The sequence below is a fragment of the Aeromicrobium sp. MLTX1 genome (assembly GCF_046452335.1).
GTDB lineage: Bacteria > Actinomycetota > Actinomycetes > Propionibacteriales > Nocardioidaceae > Aeromicrobium.
The window spans coordinates 121060-138266 of record NZ_JBKFDN010000003.1 but is presented as its reverse complement, the minus strand read 5'-3'; the positions used below and the strand labels follow the sequence as shown (position 1 = coordinate 138266).

The following is a 17207-nucleotide window of genomic DNA, read 5'->3' as shown; positions in this document are numbered from 1 at the left end:
CGATGGCTGTCTCACTCCGCGAGTACCGCGCGAAGATCAGGTCGACCCAGTCGACCAAGAAGATCACGCGTGCGATGGAGTTGATCGCCGCGTCGCGGATCATCAAGGCCCAGCAGCACGCAGCCGCGGCCGCACCGTACGCGCGAGAGCTCACGCGTGCGGTGTCGGCCCTGGCCACGTACTCCAACGTCGACCACGTGCTGACGACCGAGAACCCGCACGCCGAGCGTGCGGCCATCCTCGTGGTCGCCAGCGACCGCGGTCTGGCGGGCGCGTACGCGTCCAGCGTGCTGAAGGAGACCGAGCAGCTCGCCGAGCGTCTGCGCGCGGAGGGCAAGCAGGTCACGTACTTCCTGGCCGGCCGCAAGGCGGAGTCGTACTTCAACTTCCGCCAGCGTGAGTACGAGAAGTCGTGGACCGGCTTCTCCGACAAGCCCACGTACGACGACGCGCGCGCGATCGGCGACGAGCTGATCTCGCGTGGGGCGCAGCACGAGACGGCGGAGGAGGCCATCGACCCGGCCCAGGCCGTCGACGAGCTGTACGTGGTCTACACGCGCTTCAAGTCGATGCTGGTGCAGGAGCCGACGGCGATCCGTCTGTTCCCGCTCGAGATCGTCGAGGGGGAGGAGGCCCCGGAGGACTCCGAGGTGCTGCCCCTCTACGAGTTCGAGCCGAGCGCCTCCGAGGTGCTCGAGGCCGTGCTGCCGAAGTACCTCTACAGCCGCATCTACTCCTGCCTGCTGCAGGCGGCGGCCTCCGAGCTCGCCGCGCGTCAGAAGGCCATGAAGTCCGCGACCGACAACGCGCAGGACCTGATCGAGAAGTACACCCGACTGGCGAACCAGGCTCGCCAGGCCGGCATCACCCAAGAAATCAGCGAGATCGTGGGTGGCGCGAACGCGCTCGCCGAGGCCTCCCAGTCCGATTGAGGAAGACACCATGACTGCAACCGTCGAAGAGACCACCACCGACTCGGCCGCCGTGACCGGCCGCGTCGCCCGGGTCATCGGCCCGGTGCTCGACATCGAGTTCCCGGCCGACCAGATGCCGGAGATCTACAACGCCCTGCTGGTCGACACCGAGGTCGCCGGCACCAAGGAGACGCTGACCCTCGAGGTCGCGCAGCACATCGGCGACGGCATGGTCCGCGCGATCAGCCTGCGGCCCACCGACGGCGTCGTCCGCGGCACCCCCGTCACCGACACCGGCGAGCCGATCTCGGTGCCCGTCGGCGACCAGACCCTCGGCAAGGTCTTCAACACCACCGGACAGGTCATGAACCTGGCCGAGGGTGAGACCTGGGAGGTCAACGAGCGCTGGGGCATCCACCGCAAGGCTCCGGCCTTCGACCAGCTCGAGTCCAAGACCGAGATGTTCCAGACCGGCATCAAGGTCATCGACCTGCTGACGCCGTACGTGCTGGGCGGCAAGATCGGCCTGTTCGGTGGTGCCGGCGTCGGCAAGACCGTGCTGATCCAGGAGATGATCGCCCGCGTCGCCAAGGACCACGACGGCGTGTCGGTGTTCGCCGGCGTCGGCGAGCGCACCCGTGAGGGCAACGACCTCATCGTCGAGATGGAGGAGTCGGGCGTCCTCGACAAGGTGGCGCTGGTCTTCGGCCAGATGGACGAGCCGCCGGGAGCGCGTCTGCGCGTCGCCCTGTCGGCCCTGACGATGGCCGAGTACTTCCGCGACGTCCAGAACCAGGACGTGCTGCTGTTCATCGACAACATCTTCCGGTTCACCCAGGCCGGCTCCGAGGTCTCGACCCTGCTGGGTCGCGTCCCCTCGGCCGTGGGCTACCAGCCCACGCTGGCCGACGAGATGGGCGTGCTGCAGGAGCGGATCACCTCGACGCGTGGTCACTCGATCACCTCGATGCAGGCGATCTACGTGCCCGCCGACGACTACACCGACCCGGCCCCGGCCACGACGTTCGCCCACCTGGACGCCACGACCGAGCTGAGCCGTGAGATCGCGTCGCTGGGCATCTACCCGGCCGTGGACCCGCTGACCTCGACCTCGCGCATCCTGGACCCCCGCTACATCGCGGCGGATCACTACGCGACGGCCAACCGGGTCAAGGGCATCCTGCAGCGCAACCAAGAGCTCCAGGACATCATCGCGATCCTCGGTGTCGACGAGCTCAGCGAGGAGGACAAGACGATCGTCTCGCGCGCTCGTCGTATCCAGCGCTTCCTCTCGCAGAACACCTACGTGGCCAAGCAGTTCACCGGCATCGAGGGCTCGACCGTCCCGCTCGACGAGACGATCGACGCGTTCACCAAGATCTGTGACGGCGAGTACGACCACGTGGCCGAGCAGGCGTTCTTCATGTGCGGCGGTCTGGACGACGTCGACGCGAAGTGGGCCGAGATCCAGAAGAACCTCTGAGGTCCGCTGACATGACACTGCAGATCGAGCTCGTCGCCGCCGACCGCGTCGTGTGGTCGGGCGAGGCCCGTGAGGTCATCGCCCGTACCGCCGAGGGCGACATCGGCGTGCTCACCGGCCACGCGCCGCTGCTGTCGCTGCTGGTGCCCGGCGTCGTCGAGATCCACCCCGTCGAGGGCGGCGAGGTCCTGCGCGCCGCCGTCAGCGAGGGCTTCATCTCCGTGGCGGCCGACCGCGTGTCGATCCTGTCCGAGGACACGTTCCTCGCCGACGAGGTCGACGAGGCGGCCACCACCGCTGAACTGGAGAAGGCCCGCTCGTCCGAGGACGAGCTGGCCGTCCGCCGCGCCGAGGCGAAGCTCCGCCTCATCGGCAAGGCGTCCTGATGGTGATCGCGAGGGCGTGATCGATGCCGCTGTGGTTGTGGCTGGTCGACTCCCTCGCGATCATCGTCGTGCTGGGCCTGCTGTTCCTCGTCGGCCTCATCGCACGACGTCGGTGGATCGCCCGCCAGGGCGTCACCTTCGAGCTGAGCGTGAATCGTGGCGCCGAGCACTCCGCCTCCGGCTGGGTGCTCGGCGTCGCGGTCTATCGTGACGACGCCATCGACTGGTACCGCACCTTCTCCTTCTCCCCGCGCCCGCGCCACCGGTTCGAGCGCGGCGGCGTCCTCATCGAGGGGCGCCGCGACCCCGAGGGCGCCGAGGCGTACGCCCTGCACGACGGCCACATCGTCGTGCGCACCGAGAACGCTGCCGGCATCGAGCAGTTCGCGCTGAGCCCGAACTCGCTGACCGGGTTGCTGTCGTGGCTGGAGTCATCGCCGCCCGGACGTGGCGTGAACAACGTCCTGTGATCTTCGATACGAGGCAACTCCGCCATTTCGGTTGCTCGTGACCTCGCCACCCTTCACACTTGTGATCATGAAGAAGATCATCGCTGCAGCGCTCCTCGCCCTCGCCGTCGCCGCTGGCACCGTCGCCTCGCCCGCCCAGGCGGACGACTCCTCGGCGCCCATCAAGATCAACCGCATCGACTGGATGTGATGCGAGGTCCTCTGACCTCAACCTCTAGGGTGAACGCATGGTTCACCTGACGAGGATCTACACCAGGACCGGAGACGACGGGACCACCAATCTCGTCGACTTCTCGCGCACGTCGAAGAACGACGTGCGCTTGGTCGTCTACGCCGACGTCGACGAGGCGAACAGCCAGATCGGCGTGGCACTGGCCACCGGCGAGCTGGACGCCGACGTCACCGCCGTGCTGACGCACATCCAGAACGACCTGTTCGACCTCGGGTCCGACGTCGGAAACCCGATCGTCGATGAGCCCGAGTACCCGCCGCTGCGCGTGGAGCCCGACTACGTGGAGCGCCTCGAGCAGTGGTGCGACCGCTTCAACGAGGCGACGCCGAAGCTCGACTCGTTCATCCTCCCCGGCGGCACGATGGCCGCCGCGCAGCTGCACGTGGCCCGCACCGTCACCCGCCGTGCCGAGCGCGCAGCCTGGCGTGCCATCGAGGAGCACGGCGACACGGTCAACCCGCTCGTCGCGAAGTACCTCAACCGCCTGAGCGACCTGCTGTTCATCCTCGGTCGCTACGCGAACCGTGAGCGCGGCGACGTGCTCTGGGTTCCCGGCGGCGACCGCACCGGCGCCTGATCGCAACCGAGCGTGACGGCGGGGTGGACCCGCCGTCGCGCGCCGCAGGGCAGCGGTACCCTTGCCGCATGTCAGTGCAGCCTGATCGCCCGTGGGTGATGCGAACCTACGCCGGCCACAGCTCCGCAGCCGAGTCCAACGCCCTCTACCGGCGCAACCTGGCGAAGGGTCAGACCGGCCTCTCGGTCGCCTTCGACCTGCCGACGCAGACGGGCTACGACCCCGACCACGTGCTGTCGCGTGGTGAGGTCGGCAAGGTCGGCGTGCCGATCCCGCACCTGGGCGCCATGCGCCGCCTCTTCGAGGACATCCCGCTGTCGGAGATGAACACCTCGATGACCATCAACGCGACGGCCATGTGGCTGCTGGCGATGTACCAGGTGGCCGCCGAGGAGCAGGGCGTCGACCCCTCGGCTCTCGCCGGCACGACCCAGAACGACATCATCAAGGAGTACCTCTCCCGGGGCACCTACGTGTTCCCGCCCGAGGCCTCGCTGCGGCTGACCACCGACATGATCGCGTACACCGTCGCGAACATCCCGAAGTGGAACCCGCTCAACATCTGCAGCTACCACCTGCAGGAGGCGGGCGCGACGCCCGTGCAGGAGCTCGCCTTCGCGATGAGCACAGCCATCGCCGTCCTCGACGCGGTCAAGGACTCCGGCCAGGTGCCCGACGACCAGTTCGAGCAGGTCGTGGGTCGCATCTCCTTCTTCGTGAACGCCGGCGTGCGCTTCGTCGAGGAGATGTGCAAGATGCGCGCCTTCGGCCGGCTGTGGGAGGAGATCACCCGCGACCGCTACGGCGTCAAGGACCCGAAGATGCGTCGCTTCCGCTACGGCGTGCAGGTCAACTCGCTCGGCCTCACCGAGGCGCAGCCCGAGAACAACGTCCAGCGCATCGTGCTGGAGATGCTGGGCGTCACGCTCAGCAAGAACGCCCGCGCCCGCGCGGTGCAGCTGCCCGCCTGGAACGAGGCGCTCGGCCTGCCGCGTCCGTGGGACCAGCAGTGGTCGCTGCGGCTCCAGCAGGTGCTGGCCTACGAGTCCGACCTGCTCGAGTACGGCGACATCTTCGACGGCTCGCACGTCATCGAGGCGAAGGTCGACGAGCTCGTGGAGGGCGCGAAGGCCGAGATGGACCGCGTCCAGGCGATGGGCGGCGCCGTTGCCGCAGTCGTCTCGGGCTACATGAAGCAGGAGCTCGTCACCTCGCACGCCGAGCGTCGCGCGCGCATCGAGTCCGGCGAGATGAAGGTCGTGGGCCTCAACAGCTTCGTCGAGACCGAGCCGTCGCCGCTGACCGCCGACCTCGACACCGCGATCATGGTCGCCGACCCGCAGGCCGAGGCCAACGCGATCGCCGACGTGCAGCAGTGGCGCAGCCAGCGCGACCAGGCCGCCGTCGACGCGGCCCTCGAGGTCGTCCAGCAGCAGGCCAAGACCGACCAGAACCTCATGGCCGCCACCCTCGACGCCGTGCGCGCTGGCGCCACGGTGGGCGAGTGGTCCGCGGCGCTGCGCGAGGTCTTCGGCGAGTACCGGGCGCCCACGGGCGTGGCAGGGGTGAGTGGCGTGGCCGAGGCAGGATCCGAGCTGACCGCCGTGCGCGAGAAGGTGCGCCAGACCGGCGAGGAGCTCGGCGGCCGCCTGCGCTTCCTCGTCGGCAAGCCGGGCCTCGACGGGCACTCCAACGGCGCCGAGCAGGTGGCCGTGCGGGCGCGCGACGCCGGCTTCGAGGTCATCTACCAGGGCATCCGCCTGACGCCCGAGCAGATCGTGGCCGCCGCCGTGGCCGAGGACGTCCACGTGGTCGGCCTGTCGATCCTGTCCGGCTCGCACATGGAGCTGGTGCCCGACGTGCAGAAAGGCCTGGCCGACGCCGGCCTGACGAACGTGCCGATCATCGTCGGCGGCATCATCCCCGACTCCGACGGTCGCAAGCTCGAGGCCGCCGGCATCGCCGCGGTGTTCACGCCGAAGGACTTCGGCATGACCGACATCATGGGCCGCGTCGTCGACGAGATCCGCAAGGCCAACGACCTCCCCGTCTGACCCCGAGGCGGTCCGCGCGAGGGACAGGTGGGCGAAGGCTCGCCTGTCCTTCGTGGCATCGGGGCCCGCCGACCAATAGGCTCGCCGTGATCGAAGCGGTCGAAGTGATCAGGCGGCCAGCGGCTTGGCCTTGGTCTTGGAGGACTTCGAGGACTTCTTGTCCTTCTTCTTGTCCTTCTTGACCTTGACCAGCTTGCGCTTCTTGACGGTGTAGCCGTCGGGGAGCGTGCCGTCGGCCATCATGCGGATCGGGCAGCGCTTGCAGCGCGGCTTGCTCACGCAACACTTCTTCTTCGGCGGCTTCGGCACGACAACCACGGTACATCGCGAGGTTAGGCTGTCCTCGCCGAAGGAGGAGAACATGGCGTCCCAGCAGTTCGTGAAGGCCCTGCAGGAGCAGATCGGCCACGAGTTCAGCGCACACCAGCAGTACGTGGGGATCGCGACGTACTACGACGCGCTCACGATGCCGCAGATGGCCGCCCTGTTCTACGCCCAGGCGCTCGAGGAGCGCGACCACGCGATGATGATGGTGCAGTACCTGCTCGACCAGGACCAACAGGTCGTCATCCCGGGCCTGCCCGCCCCGCGCATGGACTTCGCCGACGTCGTCGAGCCCGTCCAGGTCGCGCTCGACCAGGAGAAGCGCGTCACCGCGCAGATCAACGAGCTCACCCGGCTGGCCCGCGAGGACAACGACTTCGCCTCCGACCAGTTCATGCAGTGGTTCATCAAGGAGCAGGTCGAGGAGGTCGCCAAGATGAGCGACCTGCTCGCCGTCGTCACGCGCTCGAAGGACGACTACGAGCGCATCGAGGACTGGATCGCGCGCGAGGAGACCGGCGAGGACTCCGACCCCACCGCGCCGCCGATCGCGGGCGCCTGACGCCGTGAGGGTCGTCCGGGCGCTGTTGACGCTCGTCGCCGTGGTGCTGCTCGCACTGGCGGCGACGCCGTGGCTGGACCGGGTGGAGCCGTCGTGGCTGCCCGCGGTCCAGGCGCTCGGGCGGCTCTGGATCGTGCTGGCCGTCGCGGGCATCGTCCTGAGCGTGCTCGCACGGGCCTGGCTCGCGTGCGGCGCGAACGCCGTCGTGATCGCGGTGGCGCTCGTGACGATCCTCAACGTCAGCAACCGTCCCGACTGCGACGCCGGCCAGGCGCGCCTGTCGGTGATGACCCTCAACGCCTACTACGCCGAGGCCGACGTCGCCGAGATCATGGCGGCCGTGACGAGTCACGACGTCGACGTGCTGATCCTCAACGAGGTCACCGAGCCGATGATCGCGGCGATCGCCGCCACCGAGGAGGGGAAGCGGTTCACGCACCGCAGTGGCCAGACGCCCGAGGCGCGCGACACCGACGGCACGGTGATCCTCTCGCGGTACCCGGCCACGCGTGTCGACGTGCCCGCTGCCGAGGTGACGACGTTCCAGCAGCCGGCCATGTCGATCGACGTCGACGGCACGGCCGTCCTGGTGCGCGCCGTGCACCCGATGCCGCCGGTGAGCCAGTGGCTCGAGGACTGGCGCGGCGGCCTGCTCGAGCTGGGGGAGTGGCAGCGCGCCAACCGCGGCCGCCCGCTCGTCATGGCCGGCGACTTCAACGCCTCCTCGGCGCACGCGGCCTTCCGCGACGCGAAGCGTGGCATGTACGACACCGCGGGTCTGTGGCCCACCGCCACGTGGCCGATGGACCGCTTCTACCCGCCGTTCGCCGACATCGACCACGTGCTCGTGCGCGGCCTCAGCGTGCAGGACTCGGGCACCGAGGACATCTCCGGCGCCGACCACCGCGCCGTCTGGGCCGACCTGCGCGTCTGCTCCCGCTGACCCGCGGCTCCGCCCGCGCGAGATGTGTAGCGGCAGCCACCGTTTTCTGGCCATGTCGGCCGGTAAAGGGTGGATACCGCTACAGATCTGGCTGACCGGAGGTCAGAAGAGGCGCAGGCTCGGGTCGTCGAGGCCGCGGAGGTCGTCGTAGTCGACGACGACGCAGTCGATGCCGCGGTCCTTGGCGAGGGTGCGCGCCTGCGGCTTGATCTCCTGCGCGGCGAAGATGCCGCGCACGGGGCGCAGCTTGGGGTCGCGGTTCATCAGCTCGAGGTAGCGCGTCAGCTGCTCGACGCCGTCGATCTCGCCGCGTCGCTTGATCTCCACGGCCACGGAGCCGCCGGCCGCGTCGCGGCAGAGCAGGTCGACCGGGCCGATGGCGGTCATGTACTCGCGTCGGACGAGGGACATCCCGTCCTCGAGGGCCGAGGTGTGCTCGGCGAGCAGCTCCTGCAGGTGCTTCTCCACGCCGTCCTTCTGCAGGCCGGGGTCGACCCCCAGCTCGTGCTCGGAGTCGTGGATGACCTCCTCGAGCCGGATGCGGAGCGTGTCGTCGGTCTTCTTGGCCGTGACGGTCCACTCGACGACGCCGTCCTCGGCGACGCCCTCGCGCAGCGTGCACGGAGGGCTCATCCAGTTGAGGGGCTTGTAGGACCCGCCGTCGGCGTGCACGAGCACGGAGCCGTCGGACTTCACCATGATGACCCGCAGCGCGAGCGGCAGGTGCGCGGTCAGGCGGCCGGCGTAGTCGACCTGGCAGCGGGCGACGACGATCCTCACAGGCGCTCGAGCATCCCGAGCTTGAAGTTGATGGTCTCGCCCGAGAGCTCGCCCTCGGTGCTCTCGCCGTCGTCACCGTCGAGGTAGACGATGCCGTCCTCCACGCGGTAGGCGCCGCGGCGGAAGTCCACGTTGCCCTCGAAGTCCTCCGTGAACGAGCCGTCGGCCGCGAAGTGCACGGTCCAGTCGGCCTCGTCGGCGCGCCACGAGCCCACGAGCGCGGCGCGCGGGTCGTCCGTGGGGACGGTGGCGCTGGGCGTCTGCGAGGTCGGGTCGGACGGCGTCGCGGGCTCGTCCTTCGCGCACCCGGCGACGCCGGCCAGCAGGACGGTCGCGAGGGCGGTGGCGGCGAGACGTGAGGACATGGGACTCCCATCGAGACAGAGGTGCTGTCACGCTACCCTTTCACGAACGCTCGGCGGGAAGCAGTACCGGCGGGCCAAGCCTCGAAGGAGATTCTGATGGCAGAGATCGTCGATCGCATCACCGCCGACGACGAGGGCGGACGCATCGCGCGCACGCTGCTCTACCCGTACCTCAACCACGCGGCCACGATGTACGGCGACGGCTACGCGACCGCGGCCGACATCGACGCGGGCATGCGCTTCGGCTGTGGCTACCCGATCGGCCCCCTGGCGCTCATCGACGCGCTCGGCGCCAAGACGGTCGTCGACGGCCTCGCCGAGCAGTTCGCCCAGACCGGGGACCCGCTGCACCGCCCGGCCCCCGCGCTGGTCGAGATCGCCGACTCCGGCTCCTCCTTCTCCGGCGAGGGAGCCGACGGCACCCCCGTCCCCGAGGTCAAGCGCCCCGTCGCCACGGTCGGCGTCGTCGGCACCGGCACGATGGCGTCGGGCATCGCCCAGGTCTTCGCCCAGGCCGGCTACGACGTCGTCTACGTCGGTCGTTCGCAGGAGAAGCTCGACGGCGTCGTCGCGTACGTCACCAAGAACCTCGACCGCGCCGTCGCGCGCGGCAAGCTCGACGAGGCCGGCAAGGACGCCGTGCTCGCCCGCCTCACCGGCGCCACCGAGCGCGAGGCCCTCGCCGACGTCGACCTCGTCGTCGAGGCCATCGCCGAGGACCTCGACATCAAGCTCGAGCTGTTCCGCGACCTCGACCGCATCTGCAAGCCCGGCGCGATCCTGGCCACCACCACGTCGTCGCTGTCGATCCGCGCCTGCGCCGACGCCACGAGCCGTCCGGCCGACGTCATCGGCATGCACTTCTTCAACCCCGCCCCGGTCATGAAGCTGGTCGAGGTCGTCACCACCGAGGTCACCGACCCCGAGGTCGACGAGACCGTGCGCGCCCTGTGCCTGGCCACCGCCAAGCACCCGGTCTCGTGCGGCGACCGCGCCGGCTTCATCGTCAACGCGCTGCTGTTCCCCTACCTCAACGACGCGATCCGGCTCCAGGAGTCCGGTGCCGCCTCGATGGAGCAGATCGACGCCGCGATGAAGGAGACCAAGCTGCCCATGGGCCCGTTCGAGCTCCTCGACGTGGTCGGCAACGACGTCTCGCTGGCGATCCAGCAGACCCTCGTCGAGACGTTCGGCCACGAGGGCTGGCAGCCGGCCCCGTCGCTGGAGAAGGTCGTCGCGGAGGGCCGCCTGGGCCGCAAGACCAAGGCCGGCTTCCACACCTACTGAGCCGCACCCGCACGCACGTCGCGCATGGCCCCGATCGGTACGATCGGGGCCATGTCGCGTCGCAAGGCAGCCGCCGCCCGTGCCGCCCGGCGCGAGCCTCCCGCGCGGCCCGAGGAGCTCGTCCATCGCCGCTCCGGCGAGTTCTGGCAGCGCTTCATCACCGGCACCACCTCGTCGTACCCCTACCGGTGCCCCGGCTGCGACCAGCTGATCCCGCCGGCGACCCCGCACTTCGTGGTGTGGCCCGACGTGCCGAGCCTGCTGGAGACCGACGGCATCAACGAGCGGCGGCACTGGCACCAGCACTGCTGGCAGCGCCAGTCCTGATCCCGCCCGGCGAGAGCCCTCGTGCCCCCTCGGGCAGGATGGACGTGTGAAGATCACGGGATCGTCGGTGCTGCCCGCCCGGCGCGAGGACATCGAGCTCACGACCGCCGACGGACTGACCCTGGTGGGCGAGCTGGCGCTGCCGCAGGACCGCGACCCGGTCGCCACGATGATCTGCCTGCACCCGCTGCCCACGCACGGCGGCATGATGGACAGCCACGTCTTCCGCAAGGCCTCCTACCGCCTGCCCGCGCTCGCCGACATCGCCGTCCTGCGGTTCAACACGCGCGGCACCGAGAGCGTGCGCGGCCGCAGCGAGGGCGAGTTCGACAGGGCGCAGGGGGAGCGCTTCGACGTGGCCGCCGCGATCGAGTACGCCGAGTTCTCCGAGCTGCCGAACGTGTGGATCGTGGGCTGGTCCTTCGGCACCGACCTGACGCTCATGTACGGGCTCGAGCCCGACGTCGTCGGTGCGATCCTGCTGTCGCCGCCGCTGCGCTTCAGCGCGCCCGAGCACCTCGAGGCCTGGGCCGCCGACGGTCGGCCGCTGACCGCGCTCGTGCCGGAGTTCGACGACTACCTGCGACCCGCCGAGGCGCGCGAGCGCTTCGCCGCGGTGCCGCAGGCCGAGGTGATCGCCGTCGACGGTGCGAAGCACCTGTGGGTGGGCGACACCGAGCGCGTGCTGGACGAGATCGTCAGTCGGCTCAACCCCCGGGCAGAGGTGCCGCTGCCGCGTGAGTGGGAAGGTCCGATGGAGCGCGCGGACTCCTCGGCCTACGCCGACCGCACCACCGCGGTGTTCAAGGACCAGCCGCGCTGACGCCGTCGCGCGGTCCGAGGGTGGCCTGCACGATCCGGTGCAGCGCCCACTCGAGCGGACCGCGGGAGAACCGCAGGAACCACAGGCTCGCCAGCACGAGAGCGACGACCAGCGTCCAGCCCGCGAGGGCCCCCGCGCCCGCCTCGAGTGCCGGATCGGCCTCGATCGCGATCCAGTAGGCCACGATGTGCCCGACGTAGAGCGTCAGCGCCATCCGGCCCGCGGACTCGAGCGGGTAGAGCAGCCCGTGGAGGTGCGGCGTGAGCGCGACGAGCAGCGCCAGCACGGCCACGCTGATCGCCAGCACGGAGGCGGCCTCGATCGGGTTCTGTGACCGGTGGTCGGACATCAGCTGGTTCAGCACCAGGCCGTCGCGCGCACCGGGCTCGCTCATGAGGCGCTGGAGGACGTCGAGCATGAGCTGGTGGAGGATGATGCCCACGCCGAGCCCCACCGCGGCGATCGCGTAGAGGGTGGTGTCGGACGGCTGGAGACGCCCCAGCGCGAGCCCGACGAGCAGGAACCCCGACCACTGGATCGCGGGGTAGGGCATCGCGACGAACAGGTCGCCGACCGGGCTCTCGGCCAGCTCGGGCACCCGCTCGACGAGCCACGCGATGATCAGCGGCCCGCCCACGGCGAGCACGGTGCCGATGCCCAGCAGCACGGGCACCGGCGCCCGCAGGAACGGCAGCGCGACGACGAAGTAGACCGCGTAGGAGGCTAGGATGACCGCCACGGGCGTGCCGAGGGCGGTCAGGCCGGCGCCAAGGGCGGCCAGGACGGCCGCGCGCACGAAGATCGCGAGCCGGTCGTCGGCCAGTCGCTCGCCCTCGTGGGGGCGCGTGCCGCCCGTCGTGAGCGCGAGGGCGAACCCCGCCACCACGACGAACAGCACGGCGGCGCGGCCGTCGCCGACATGACGCCAGGAAGCAGCGACACCCGGATCGAAGTCGATCCGGGTGTCGAGGTGGGCGACCACCATCCCGACGAGCGCGAGTCCGCGGGCGGCATCCAGCCCGCGGACTCGCGACCTCATCGGATCAGATGCCGCGGAAGCGGTTGATCTCGTCGATGTACTTGGCGCGCTTGGCCTCGTCCGTCACGCCCAGGCCCTCCTCGGGCGCCAGCGTCAGGACGCCGACCTTGCCCTGGTGCTTGTTGTGGTGCACGTCGAGCGCGGCCTGGCCGGTGTCCTCGAGCTTGTAGACCTTGGACACGGTCGGGTGGATGAGGCCCTTGTCGATGAGGCGGTTGGCCTCGAAGGCCTCGCGGTAGTTCGCGAAGTGCGAGCTCTTGATGTTCTTGAGGTTCATCCACAGGTAGCGGTTGTCGTACTGGTGCATGTAGCCCGAGGTCGACGCGCAGGTGATGATCGTGCCGCCCTTGCGCGTGACGTAGACGCTGGCGCCGAAGGTCTCGCGGCCCGGGTGCTCGAACACGATGTCCGGGTCCTCGCCGCCGGTGAGCTCGCGGATCTTCTTGCCGAAGCGCTGCCACTCCTTCGGGTCCTGGTTGTGCTCGTCCTTCCAGAACTTGTAGCCCTCGGCCGAGCGGTCGATGATGTGCTCGGCGCCGAGCGAGCGCACGATCTCGGCCTTGTCGGGGCTGGAGACGACGCACACCGGGATGGCGCCGCCGTTGAGGGCCATCTGCGTGGCGTAGGAGCCCAGGCCGCCCGAGGCGCCCCAGATCAGGACGACGTCGCCCTGCTTCATGTTGGCGCCGTTCTTGCTGACCAGCTGGCGGTAGGCGGTGGAGTTCACCAGGCCCGGCGAGGCGGCCTCCTCCCACGACAGGTGGGCGGGCTTGGGCATCAGCTGGTTGGACTTGACGATGGCCAGCTCGGCGAGGCCGCCGAAGTTGGTCTCGAAGCCCCAGATGCGCTGCTGCGGGTCCATCATCGTGTCGTCGTGGCCGTCGGGGCTCTCGAGCTCGACCGACAGGCAGTGCGCGACGACCTCCTGGCCGGGCTTCCAGGCGTTGACGCCCGGGCCCGTGCGCAGCACGACGCCGGCGAGGTCGGAGCCGACCACGTGGTACGGCAGGTCGTGGCGCTTCGTGTACTCCGAGAGGCGGCCGTAGCGCTCCAGGAAGCCGAACGTCGAGACGGGCTCGAAGATCGAGGTCCAGACCGTGTTGTAGTTGATCGCGCTGGCCATGACGGCGACGAGGGCCTCGCCCGGAGCGAGCTCGGGCAGGGGCACGTCGTCGAGGTGCAGGCTCTTGCGGGGGTCCTTGTCCCGGGTGGCCACGCCCTCGAACATGTTCTGCTCGTCCTTGTGGACGGTGATGCCCCGGTAGGTCTCGGGGAGCTCGAGGTTCTGGTACGTCTCTGCGGTGCGGTCGCCGGACATGATGGCGTCGAGGATGTGCTGCACTGAGGGTCCTTCGCGTCGGTGGTGCAGGGGGTCTGCGGTGATGTTACTGGCGGGGAACTTGGGCCGCGAGCCGGATTCAGTGCGCGGCTGCAGGCTCGACAAGCTCGACGAGCACGCCCCCGGCGTCCTTCGGGTGCACGAAGTTGACGCGGCTGTCGGACGTGCCCCGCTTGGGGGTGTCGTACAGGAGGCGCACGCCGCGGTCGCGCAGGGTGTTGGAGACCGCGTCGATGTCGGTCACACGGTACGCCAACTGCTGCACGCCCGGTCCGTTGCGGTCCAGGTACTTGGCGATCGTGGACTCCTCGCTCAGGGGAGCGAGCAGCTGGATGCACGAGCCGGAGTCGCCGACGGCGAGCATCGCCTCGCGCACGCCCTGCTCCTCGTTGACCTCCTCGTGGATCGACTCGAGGCCGAAGACGCGCGAGTAGAACTCGATGGCGTCGTCGAGGTCGGGGACGGCGATGCCGACGTGGTCGATGGCGGTGAGCAGGTGGCCCGGAACGAGCGATTCACTGGTCATGGCGGGCAGCCTAGTACGGGCGCGGCGGGTCCTCCCCGTGGACCGCTTCCGGGGTGACAATGAGACATGGACACCTCCGCGATCACCGAGATGACCGGCAACGAGCCCTGGGACTTCGTCGCCGACCACACGTTCGGCCGGCTGGCGCTGACGGTCCTGGGCCAGCCCGAGATCTTCCCCGTCAACTACGCGCTCGTCGGCCGCCGCATCGCCTTCCGCACGGCGGAGGGCACCAAGCTCATGGGCGTCCTGCTGGACAGCCACGTCGCGTTCGAGGTCGACGAGGTCTCCGGCGACGGCGCCACGAGCGTCGTGCTGAAGGGCACGGCGCGCCAGATCGAGACGCAGGAGGAGGCCGAGGAGCTCGACCTGGCCGACCTGCACTCGTGGCTGCCGACGCTCAAATACCACCTCGTCGTGATCGACGTCAGCGAGATCAGCGGGCGCCGCTTCCGCTTCGGGCCCGAGCCCGACCTCACCCCCGTCATGTGAGCCGGGCCACGCCCGGCCGGGCCGTCCGGCCCCATGGGTACAGTGACCCCAACGCACGCACCGAAGGAGCACGTTTCATGACCACTTCCGTCATCGTCGCCGGGGCCCGTACCCCGATCGGTCGACTGCAGGGCGGCCTCAAGTCGCTGTCCGGTTCCGATCTCGGCGGCATCGCGATCAAGGGCGCCCTGGACAAGGCCGGCATCACCGGCGACCAGGTCGACTACGTGATCATGGGCCAGGTCCTCGGAGCCGGAGCCGGCCAGGTGCCCGCGCGCCAGGCCGCGTTCAAGGGCGGCATCCCGCTCGACGTCCCCGCGATCACCGTCAACAAGGTGTGCCTGTCGGGCATCAACGCCATCGCGCTGGCCGACCAGCTCATCCGCGCGGGCGAGTACGACGTCGTCGTCGCCGGCGGCCAGGAGTCGATGACCCAGGCGCCGCACCTGCTCACGGGCTCGCGCGACGGCCACAAGTACGGCAAGGTCACGATGCTCGACCACATGGAGTACGACGGTCTGTGGGACGCGCTCACCGACCAGGCCATGGGCTCGCTCACCGAGCAGCGCAACGCCGCCACCGACACCCTCACCCGTGAGGAGCAGGACGCGTTCGGCGCCCGCTCGCACCAGCTCGCCGCCGAGGGCCAGAAGAACGGCGTCTTCGACGACGAGATCGTCCCGGTCGAGATCCCGCAGCGCAAGGGCGACCCGGTCGTCGTCAGCGCCGACGAGGGCGTCCGTGGCGACACCACCGCCGAGTCGCTCGGTCGTCTGCGTCCCGCGTTCTCCAAGGAGGGCACGATCACGGCCGGCACCGCCAGCCAGATCTCCGACGGCGCCTGTGCCGTGATCGTCATGAGCAAGGCCAAGGCCGAGGAGCTGGGCCTGACCTGGCTCGCCGAGATCGGCGCCCACGGCAACGTGTCGGGCCCCGACTCCACGCTCCAGGAGCAGCCGGCCAACGCGATCGAGAAGGCCGCCCAGAAGGAGGGCATCGCCGTCTCCGACATCGACCTGTTCGAGCTCAACGAGGCGTTCGCCGCCGTCGGCATCGTCTCGGCGAACAAGCTCGGCGTCAGCCAGGACAAGGTCAACGTCAACGGCGGCGCGATCGCGCTCGGCCACCCGATCGGCATGAGCGGTGCGCGCATCGTCCTGCACCTCGCGCTCGAGCTGCAGCGTCGCGGCGGCGGCACCGGCGCGGCTGCCCTGTGCGGCGGCGGTGGCCAGGGCGACGCCCTGATCATCCGGGTCCCGCAGGCCTGATCGGCCCTCACCCGAATCTGCGGAGTTGAGTCCCAGGAACGTCGACGTCACCGACCTGGTCACGCGGGCGCAAGCCGGCGAGGCCAGGTCGGTGGCGCGTCTGATCACCCTCGTCGAGACCGAGTCCGACCACCTGCGTGAGGTGAGCGCCGCGCTCGCCCCGCTCGTGGGCGGCGCCCACGTCGTCGGCCTCACCGGGTCGCCGGGCGTGGGCAAGTCGACCACCACGTCGGCCCTCGTCACCGAGCTGCGCGCCCGTGGCCTGCGCGTGGGCGTGCTCGCGGTCGACCCCACCTCGCCCTTCAGCGGGGGAGCGCTGCTCGGCGACCGCATCCGCATGACCGAGCACGCCACCGACCCCGAGGTCTTCATCCGGTCGATGGCCAGCCGGGGTCACCTCGGCGGCCTGTCGTGGGCCACGCCCCACGCGATCCGCGTCCTCGACGCCGCCGGCTGCGACGTGGTCCTGCTCGAGACCGTCGGCGTCGGGCAGTCCGAGGTCGAGGTCGCGGGCCTGGCCGACACCACGGTCGTGCTGCTGGCGCCCGGCATGGGCGACGGCATCCAGGCCGCGAAGGCGGGCATCCTCGAGATCGGCGACGTCTTCTGCGTCAACAAGGCCGACCGCGACGGCGCCGCCACCACGCGGCGCGAGCTGCGCACGATGCTCTCGATGAGCGATCGGCAGGACGGCTGGAAGCGTCCGATCGACCTCACCGTGGCCACCGAGGGCACCGGCGTGCCCGAGCTCGTCGACCACCTGCGGGAGCACGCCGCGCACCTGCGCACGTCGGGCCAGCTGGCCCGACGACGCACCGACCGCCTCCGCCGCGAGATCCAGGCGATCGCGCTCGACCAGGTCCGGCGGCGGTTCGTGCTCGACGGCGGCGAGGAGCTCGACGCGCTCGCCGCGCGGGCGTTCGCGGGCGACGTCGACCCGTTCTCGGCCGCCGACACGCTGCTGGCCGATCTCGACGCGTAGCGCACACGCCTGCGCGGCGTCCCGCATTTCGGGT

21 protein-coding genes are annotated in these 17207 nt (G+C 70.0%); 15 read left to right on the top strand and 6 right to left on the bottom strand.

Annotated features, from left to right (window positions below):
• Positions 1–2: 2 nt before the first annotated feature.
• The 7 genes from ACK99Q_RS16120 to ACK99Q_RS16090 all read left to right on the top strand — a co-directional run bounded on the left by ACK99Q_RS16120 (position 3) and on the right by ACK99Q_RS16090 (position 6116).
• A complete protein-coding gene (locus ACK99Q_RS16120) occupies positions 3–932 on the top strand; it encodes a F0F1 ATP synthase subunit gamma (RefSeq protein WP_410187128.1) in 930 nt (309 codons plus the stop codon).
• Positions 928–2397, top strand: a complete 1470-nt coding sequence (gene atpD, locus ACK99Q_RS16115) for a F0F1 ATP synthase subunit beta (protein WP_410187328.1) — start codon at positions 928–930, stop codon at positions 2395–2397. Before ACK99Q_RS16120 ends, atpD begins: the two co-directional genes overlap by 5 nt.
• An 11-nt stretch (positions 2398–2408) precedes the next feature.
• Complete coding sequence (locus ACK99Q_RS16110; RefSeq protein WP_410187127.1) at positions 2409–2783, top strand: F0F1 ATP synthase subunit epsilon; 375 nt, start codon at positions 2409–2411, stop codon at positions 2781–2783.
• Between the two features lie 23 nt (positions 2784–2806).
• Positions 2807–3253 carry a DUF2550 domain-containing protein gene (locus ACK99Q_RS16105; protein WP_179425529.1) on the top strand — a complete coding sequence of 149 codons (447 nt, stop codon included), beginning with the start codon at positions 2807–2809 and terminating at the stop codon, positions 3251–3253.
• Between the two features lie 67 nt (positions 3254–3320).
• On the top strand, positions 3321–3443 hold the full coding sequence (locus ACK99Q_RS16100) for a hypothetical protein (RefSeq protein WP_263280671.1): 123 nt from the start codon (positions 3321–3323) through the stop codon (positions 3441–3443).
• A 37-nt stretch (positions 3444–3480) separates the two neighbouring features.
• Positions 3481–4062, top strand: coding sequence for a cob(I)yrinic acid a,c-diamide adenosyltransferase (locus tag ACK99Q_RS16095; protein WP_179425527.1), 582 nt, complete (start codon positions 3481–3483; stop codon positions 4060–4062).
• A gap of 68 nt (positions 4063–4130) precedes the next feature.
• Positions 4131–6116 (top strand): protein meaA, encoded by a 1986-nt coding sequence (locus ACK99Q_RS16090; RefSeq protein WP_179425517.1) that lies wholly within the window; start codon positions 4131–4133, stop codon positions 6114–6116.
• 108 nt (positions 6117–6224) lie between these two features.
• On the opposite strand, the gene ACK99Q_RS16085 is transcribed toward ACK99Q_RS16090, so the two are convergent.
• Positions 6225–6395, bottom strand: coding sequence for a hypothetical protein (locus ACK99Q_RS16085; protein ID WP_410187126.1), 171 nt, complete (start codon positions 6393–6395; stop codon positions 6225–6227).
• Between the two features lie 82 nt (positions 6396–6477).
• Here ACK99Q_RS16085 and ACK99Q_RS16080 point away from each other — a divergent pair, with 82 nt between their 5' ends.
• Together ACK99Q_RS16080 and ACK99Q_RS16075 are read left to right on the top strand one after the other, a co-directional pair.
• A complete protein-coding gene (locus ACK99Q_RS16080) occupies positions 6478–7002 on the top strand; it encodes a ferritin (RefSeq protein ID WP_179425514.1) in 525 nt (174 codons plus the stop codon).
• Between the two features lie 4 nt (positions 7003–7006).
• Complete coding sequence (locus ACK99Q_RS16075; protein WP_410187125.1) at positions 7007–7945, top strand: endonuclease/exonuclease/phosphatase family protein; 939 nt, start codon at positions 7007–7009, stop codon at positions 7943–7945.
• Between the two features lie 102 nt (positions 7946–8047).
• On the opposite strand, the gene nucS is transcribed toward ACK99Q_RS16075, so the two are convergent.
• Together nucS and ACK99Q_RS16065 are read right to left on the bottom strand one after the other, a co-directional pair.
• A complete protein-coding gene (nucS, locus tag ACK99Q_RS16070) occupies positions 8048–8725 on the bottom strand; it encodes an endonuclease NucS (RefSeq protein WP_179425510.1) in 678 nt (225 codons plus the stop codon).
• Positions 8722–9090: a hypothetical protein gene (locus ACK99Q_RS16065; RefSeq protein WP_410187124.1), complete on the bottom strand. Its 369-nt coding sequence runs from the start codon at positions 9088–9090 to the stop codon at positions 8722–8724. Before ACK99Q_RS16065 ends, nucS begins: the two co-directional genes overlap by 4 nt.
• A 96-nt stretch (positions 9091–9186) precedes the next feature.
• On the opposite strand from ACK99Q_RS16065, the gene ACK99Q_RS16060 reads away from it, so the two are divergent.
• Genes ACK99Q_RS16060 through ACK99Q_RS16050 form a run of 3 tightly spaced genes read left to right on the top strand, consistent with a single transcriptional unit; the run spans position 9187 to position 11527 of the window.
• Positions 9187–10377, top strand: a complete 1191-nt coding sequence (locus ACK99Q_RS16060; protein WP_410187123.1) for a 3-hydroxyacyl-CoA dehydrogenase NAD-binding domain-containing protein — start codon at positions 9187–9189, stop codon at positions 10375–10377.
• Between the two features lie 51 nt (positions 10378–10428).
• Entirely contained in the window at positions 10429–10704 is a 276-nt protein-coding gene (locus ACK99Q_RS16055; protein ID WP_410187122.1) for a hypothetical protein, read from the top strand.
• A 46-nt stretch (positions 10705–10750) separates the two neighbouring features.
• Positions 10751–11527 carry an alpha/beta hydrolase gene (locus ACK99Q_RS16050; protein WP_410187121.1) on the top strand — a complete coding sequence of 259 codons (777 nt, stop codon included), beginning with the start codon at positions 10751–10753 and terminating at the stop codon, positions 11525–11527.
• On the opposite strand, the gene ACK99Q_RS16045 is transcribed toward ACK99Q_RS16050, so the two are convergent.
• From ACK99Q_RS16045 to mce, 3 genes are all read right to left on the bottom strand, one after another.
• Positions 11508–12566, bottom strand: coding sequence for a DUF418 domain-containing protein (locus ACK99Q_RS16045; RefSeq protein WP_410187120.1), 1059 nt, complete (start codon positions 12564–12566; stop codon positions 11508–11510). The genes ACK99Q_RS16050 and ACK99Q_RS16045 overlap by 20 nt on opposite strands.
• A 4-nt stretch (positions 12567–12570) precedes the next feature.
• Positions 12571–13908, bottom strand: a complete 1338-nt coding sequence (ccrA, locus tag ACK99Q_RS16040) for a crotonyl-CoA carboxylase/reductase (RefSeq protein ID WP_179425498.1) — start codon at positions 13906–13908, stop codon at positions 12571–12573.
• A gap of 76 nt (positions 13909–13984) precedes the next feature.
• Positions 13985–14431 (bottom strand): methylmalonyl-CoA epimerase, encoded by a 447-nt coding sequence (gene mce / locus ACK99Q_RS16035; RefSeq protein WP_269306181.1) that lies wholly within the window; start codon positions 14429–14431, stop codon positions 13985–13987.
• 66 nt (positions 14432–14497) lie between these two features.
• Between mce and ACK99Q_RS16030 the strand changes: the two genes are divergently transcribed.
• From ACK99Q_RS16030 to meaB, 3 genes are all read left to right on the top strand, one after another.
• Positions 14498–14923 (top strand): pyridoxamine 5'-phosphate oxidase family protein, encoded by a 426-nt coding sequence (locus tag ACK99Q_RS16030; protein ID WP_410187119.1) that lies wholly within the window; start codon positions 14498–14500, stop codon positions 14921–14923.
• 77 nt (positions 14924–15000) lie between these two features.
• The gene (locus tag ACK99Q_RS16025) at positions 15001–16191 is read left to right on the top strand and encodes an acetyl-CoA C-acetyltransferase (protein ID WP_410187118.1); all 1191 of its coding nucleotides are present in this window, start codon (positions 15001–15003) and stop codon (positions 16189–16191) included.
• Between the two features lie 25 nt (positions 16192–16216).
• On the top strand, positions 16217–17173 hold the full coding sequence (meaB, locus tag ACK99Q_RS16020; protein ID WP_410187117.1) for a methylmalonyl Co-A mutase-associated GTPase MeaB: 957 nt from the start codon (positions 16217–16219) through the stop codon (positions 17171–17173).
• Positions 17174–17207: the final 34 nt, after the last annotated feature.

Bases quoted from the DNA above. Each gene is read 5' to 3' on its own strand.
- ACK99Q_RS16095 (WP_179425527.1), top strand. From the start codon at position 3,481: ATGGTTCACCTGACGAGGATCTACACCAGGACCGGAGACGACGGGACC.
- ACK99Q_RS16055 (WP_410187122.1), top strand. From the start codon at position 10,429: ATGTCGCGTCGCAAGGCAGCCGCCGCCCGTGCCGCCCGGCGCGAGCCT.
- ACK99Q_RS16105 (WP_179425529.1), top strand. From the start codon at position 2,807: ATGCCGCTGTGGTTGTGGCTGGTCGACTCCCTCGCGATCATCGTCGTG.
- ACK99Q_RS16025 (WP_410187118.1), top strand. From the start codon at position 15,001: ATGACCACTTCCGTCATCGTCGCCGGGGCCCGTACCCCGATCGGTCGA.
- ACK99Q_RS16090 (WP_179425517.1), top strand. From the start codon at position 4,131: ATGTCAGTGCAGCCTGATCGCCCGTGGGTGATGCGAACCTACGCCGGC.
- ACK99Q_RS16110 (WP_410187127.1), top strand. From the start codon at position 2,409: ATGACACTGCAGATCGAGCTCGTCGCCGCCGACCGCGTCGTGTGGTCG.
- ACK99Q_RS16080 (WP_179425514.1), top strand. From the start codon at position 6,478: ATGGCGTCCCAGCAGTTCGTGAAGGCCCTGCAGGAGCAGATCGGCCAC.
- ACK99Q_RS16045 (WP_410187120.1), bottom strand. From the start codon at position 12,566: ATGAGGTCGCGAGTCCGCGGGCTGGATGCCGCCCGCGGACTCGCGCTC.
- ACK99Q_RS16120 (WP_410187128.1), top strand. From the start codon at position 3: ATGGCTGTCTCACTCCGCGAGTACCGCGCGAAGATCAGGTCGACCCAG.
- ACK99Q_RS16060 (WP_410187123.1), top strand. From the start codon at position 9,187: ATGGCAGAGATCGTCGATCGCATCACCGCCGACGACGAGGGCGGACGC.
- ACK99Q_RS16065 (WP_410187124.1), bottom strand. From the start codon at position 9,090: ATGTCCTCACGTCTCGCCGCCACCGCCCTCGCGACCGTCCTGCTGGCC.
- mce (WP_269306181.1), bottom strand. From the start codon at position 14,431: ATGACCAGTGAATCGCTCGTTCCGGGCCACCTGCTCACCGCCATCGAC.
- ACK99Q_RS16100 (WP_263280671.1), top strand. From the start codon at position 3,321: ATGAAGAAGATCATCGCTGCAGCGCTCCTCGCCCTCGCCGTCGCCGCT.
- ACK99Q_RS16030 (WP_410187119.1), top strand. From the start codon at position 14,498: ATGGACACCTCCGCGATCACCGAGATGACCGGCAACGAGCCCTGGGAC.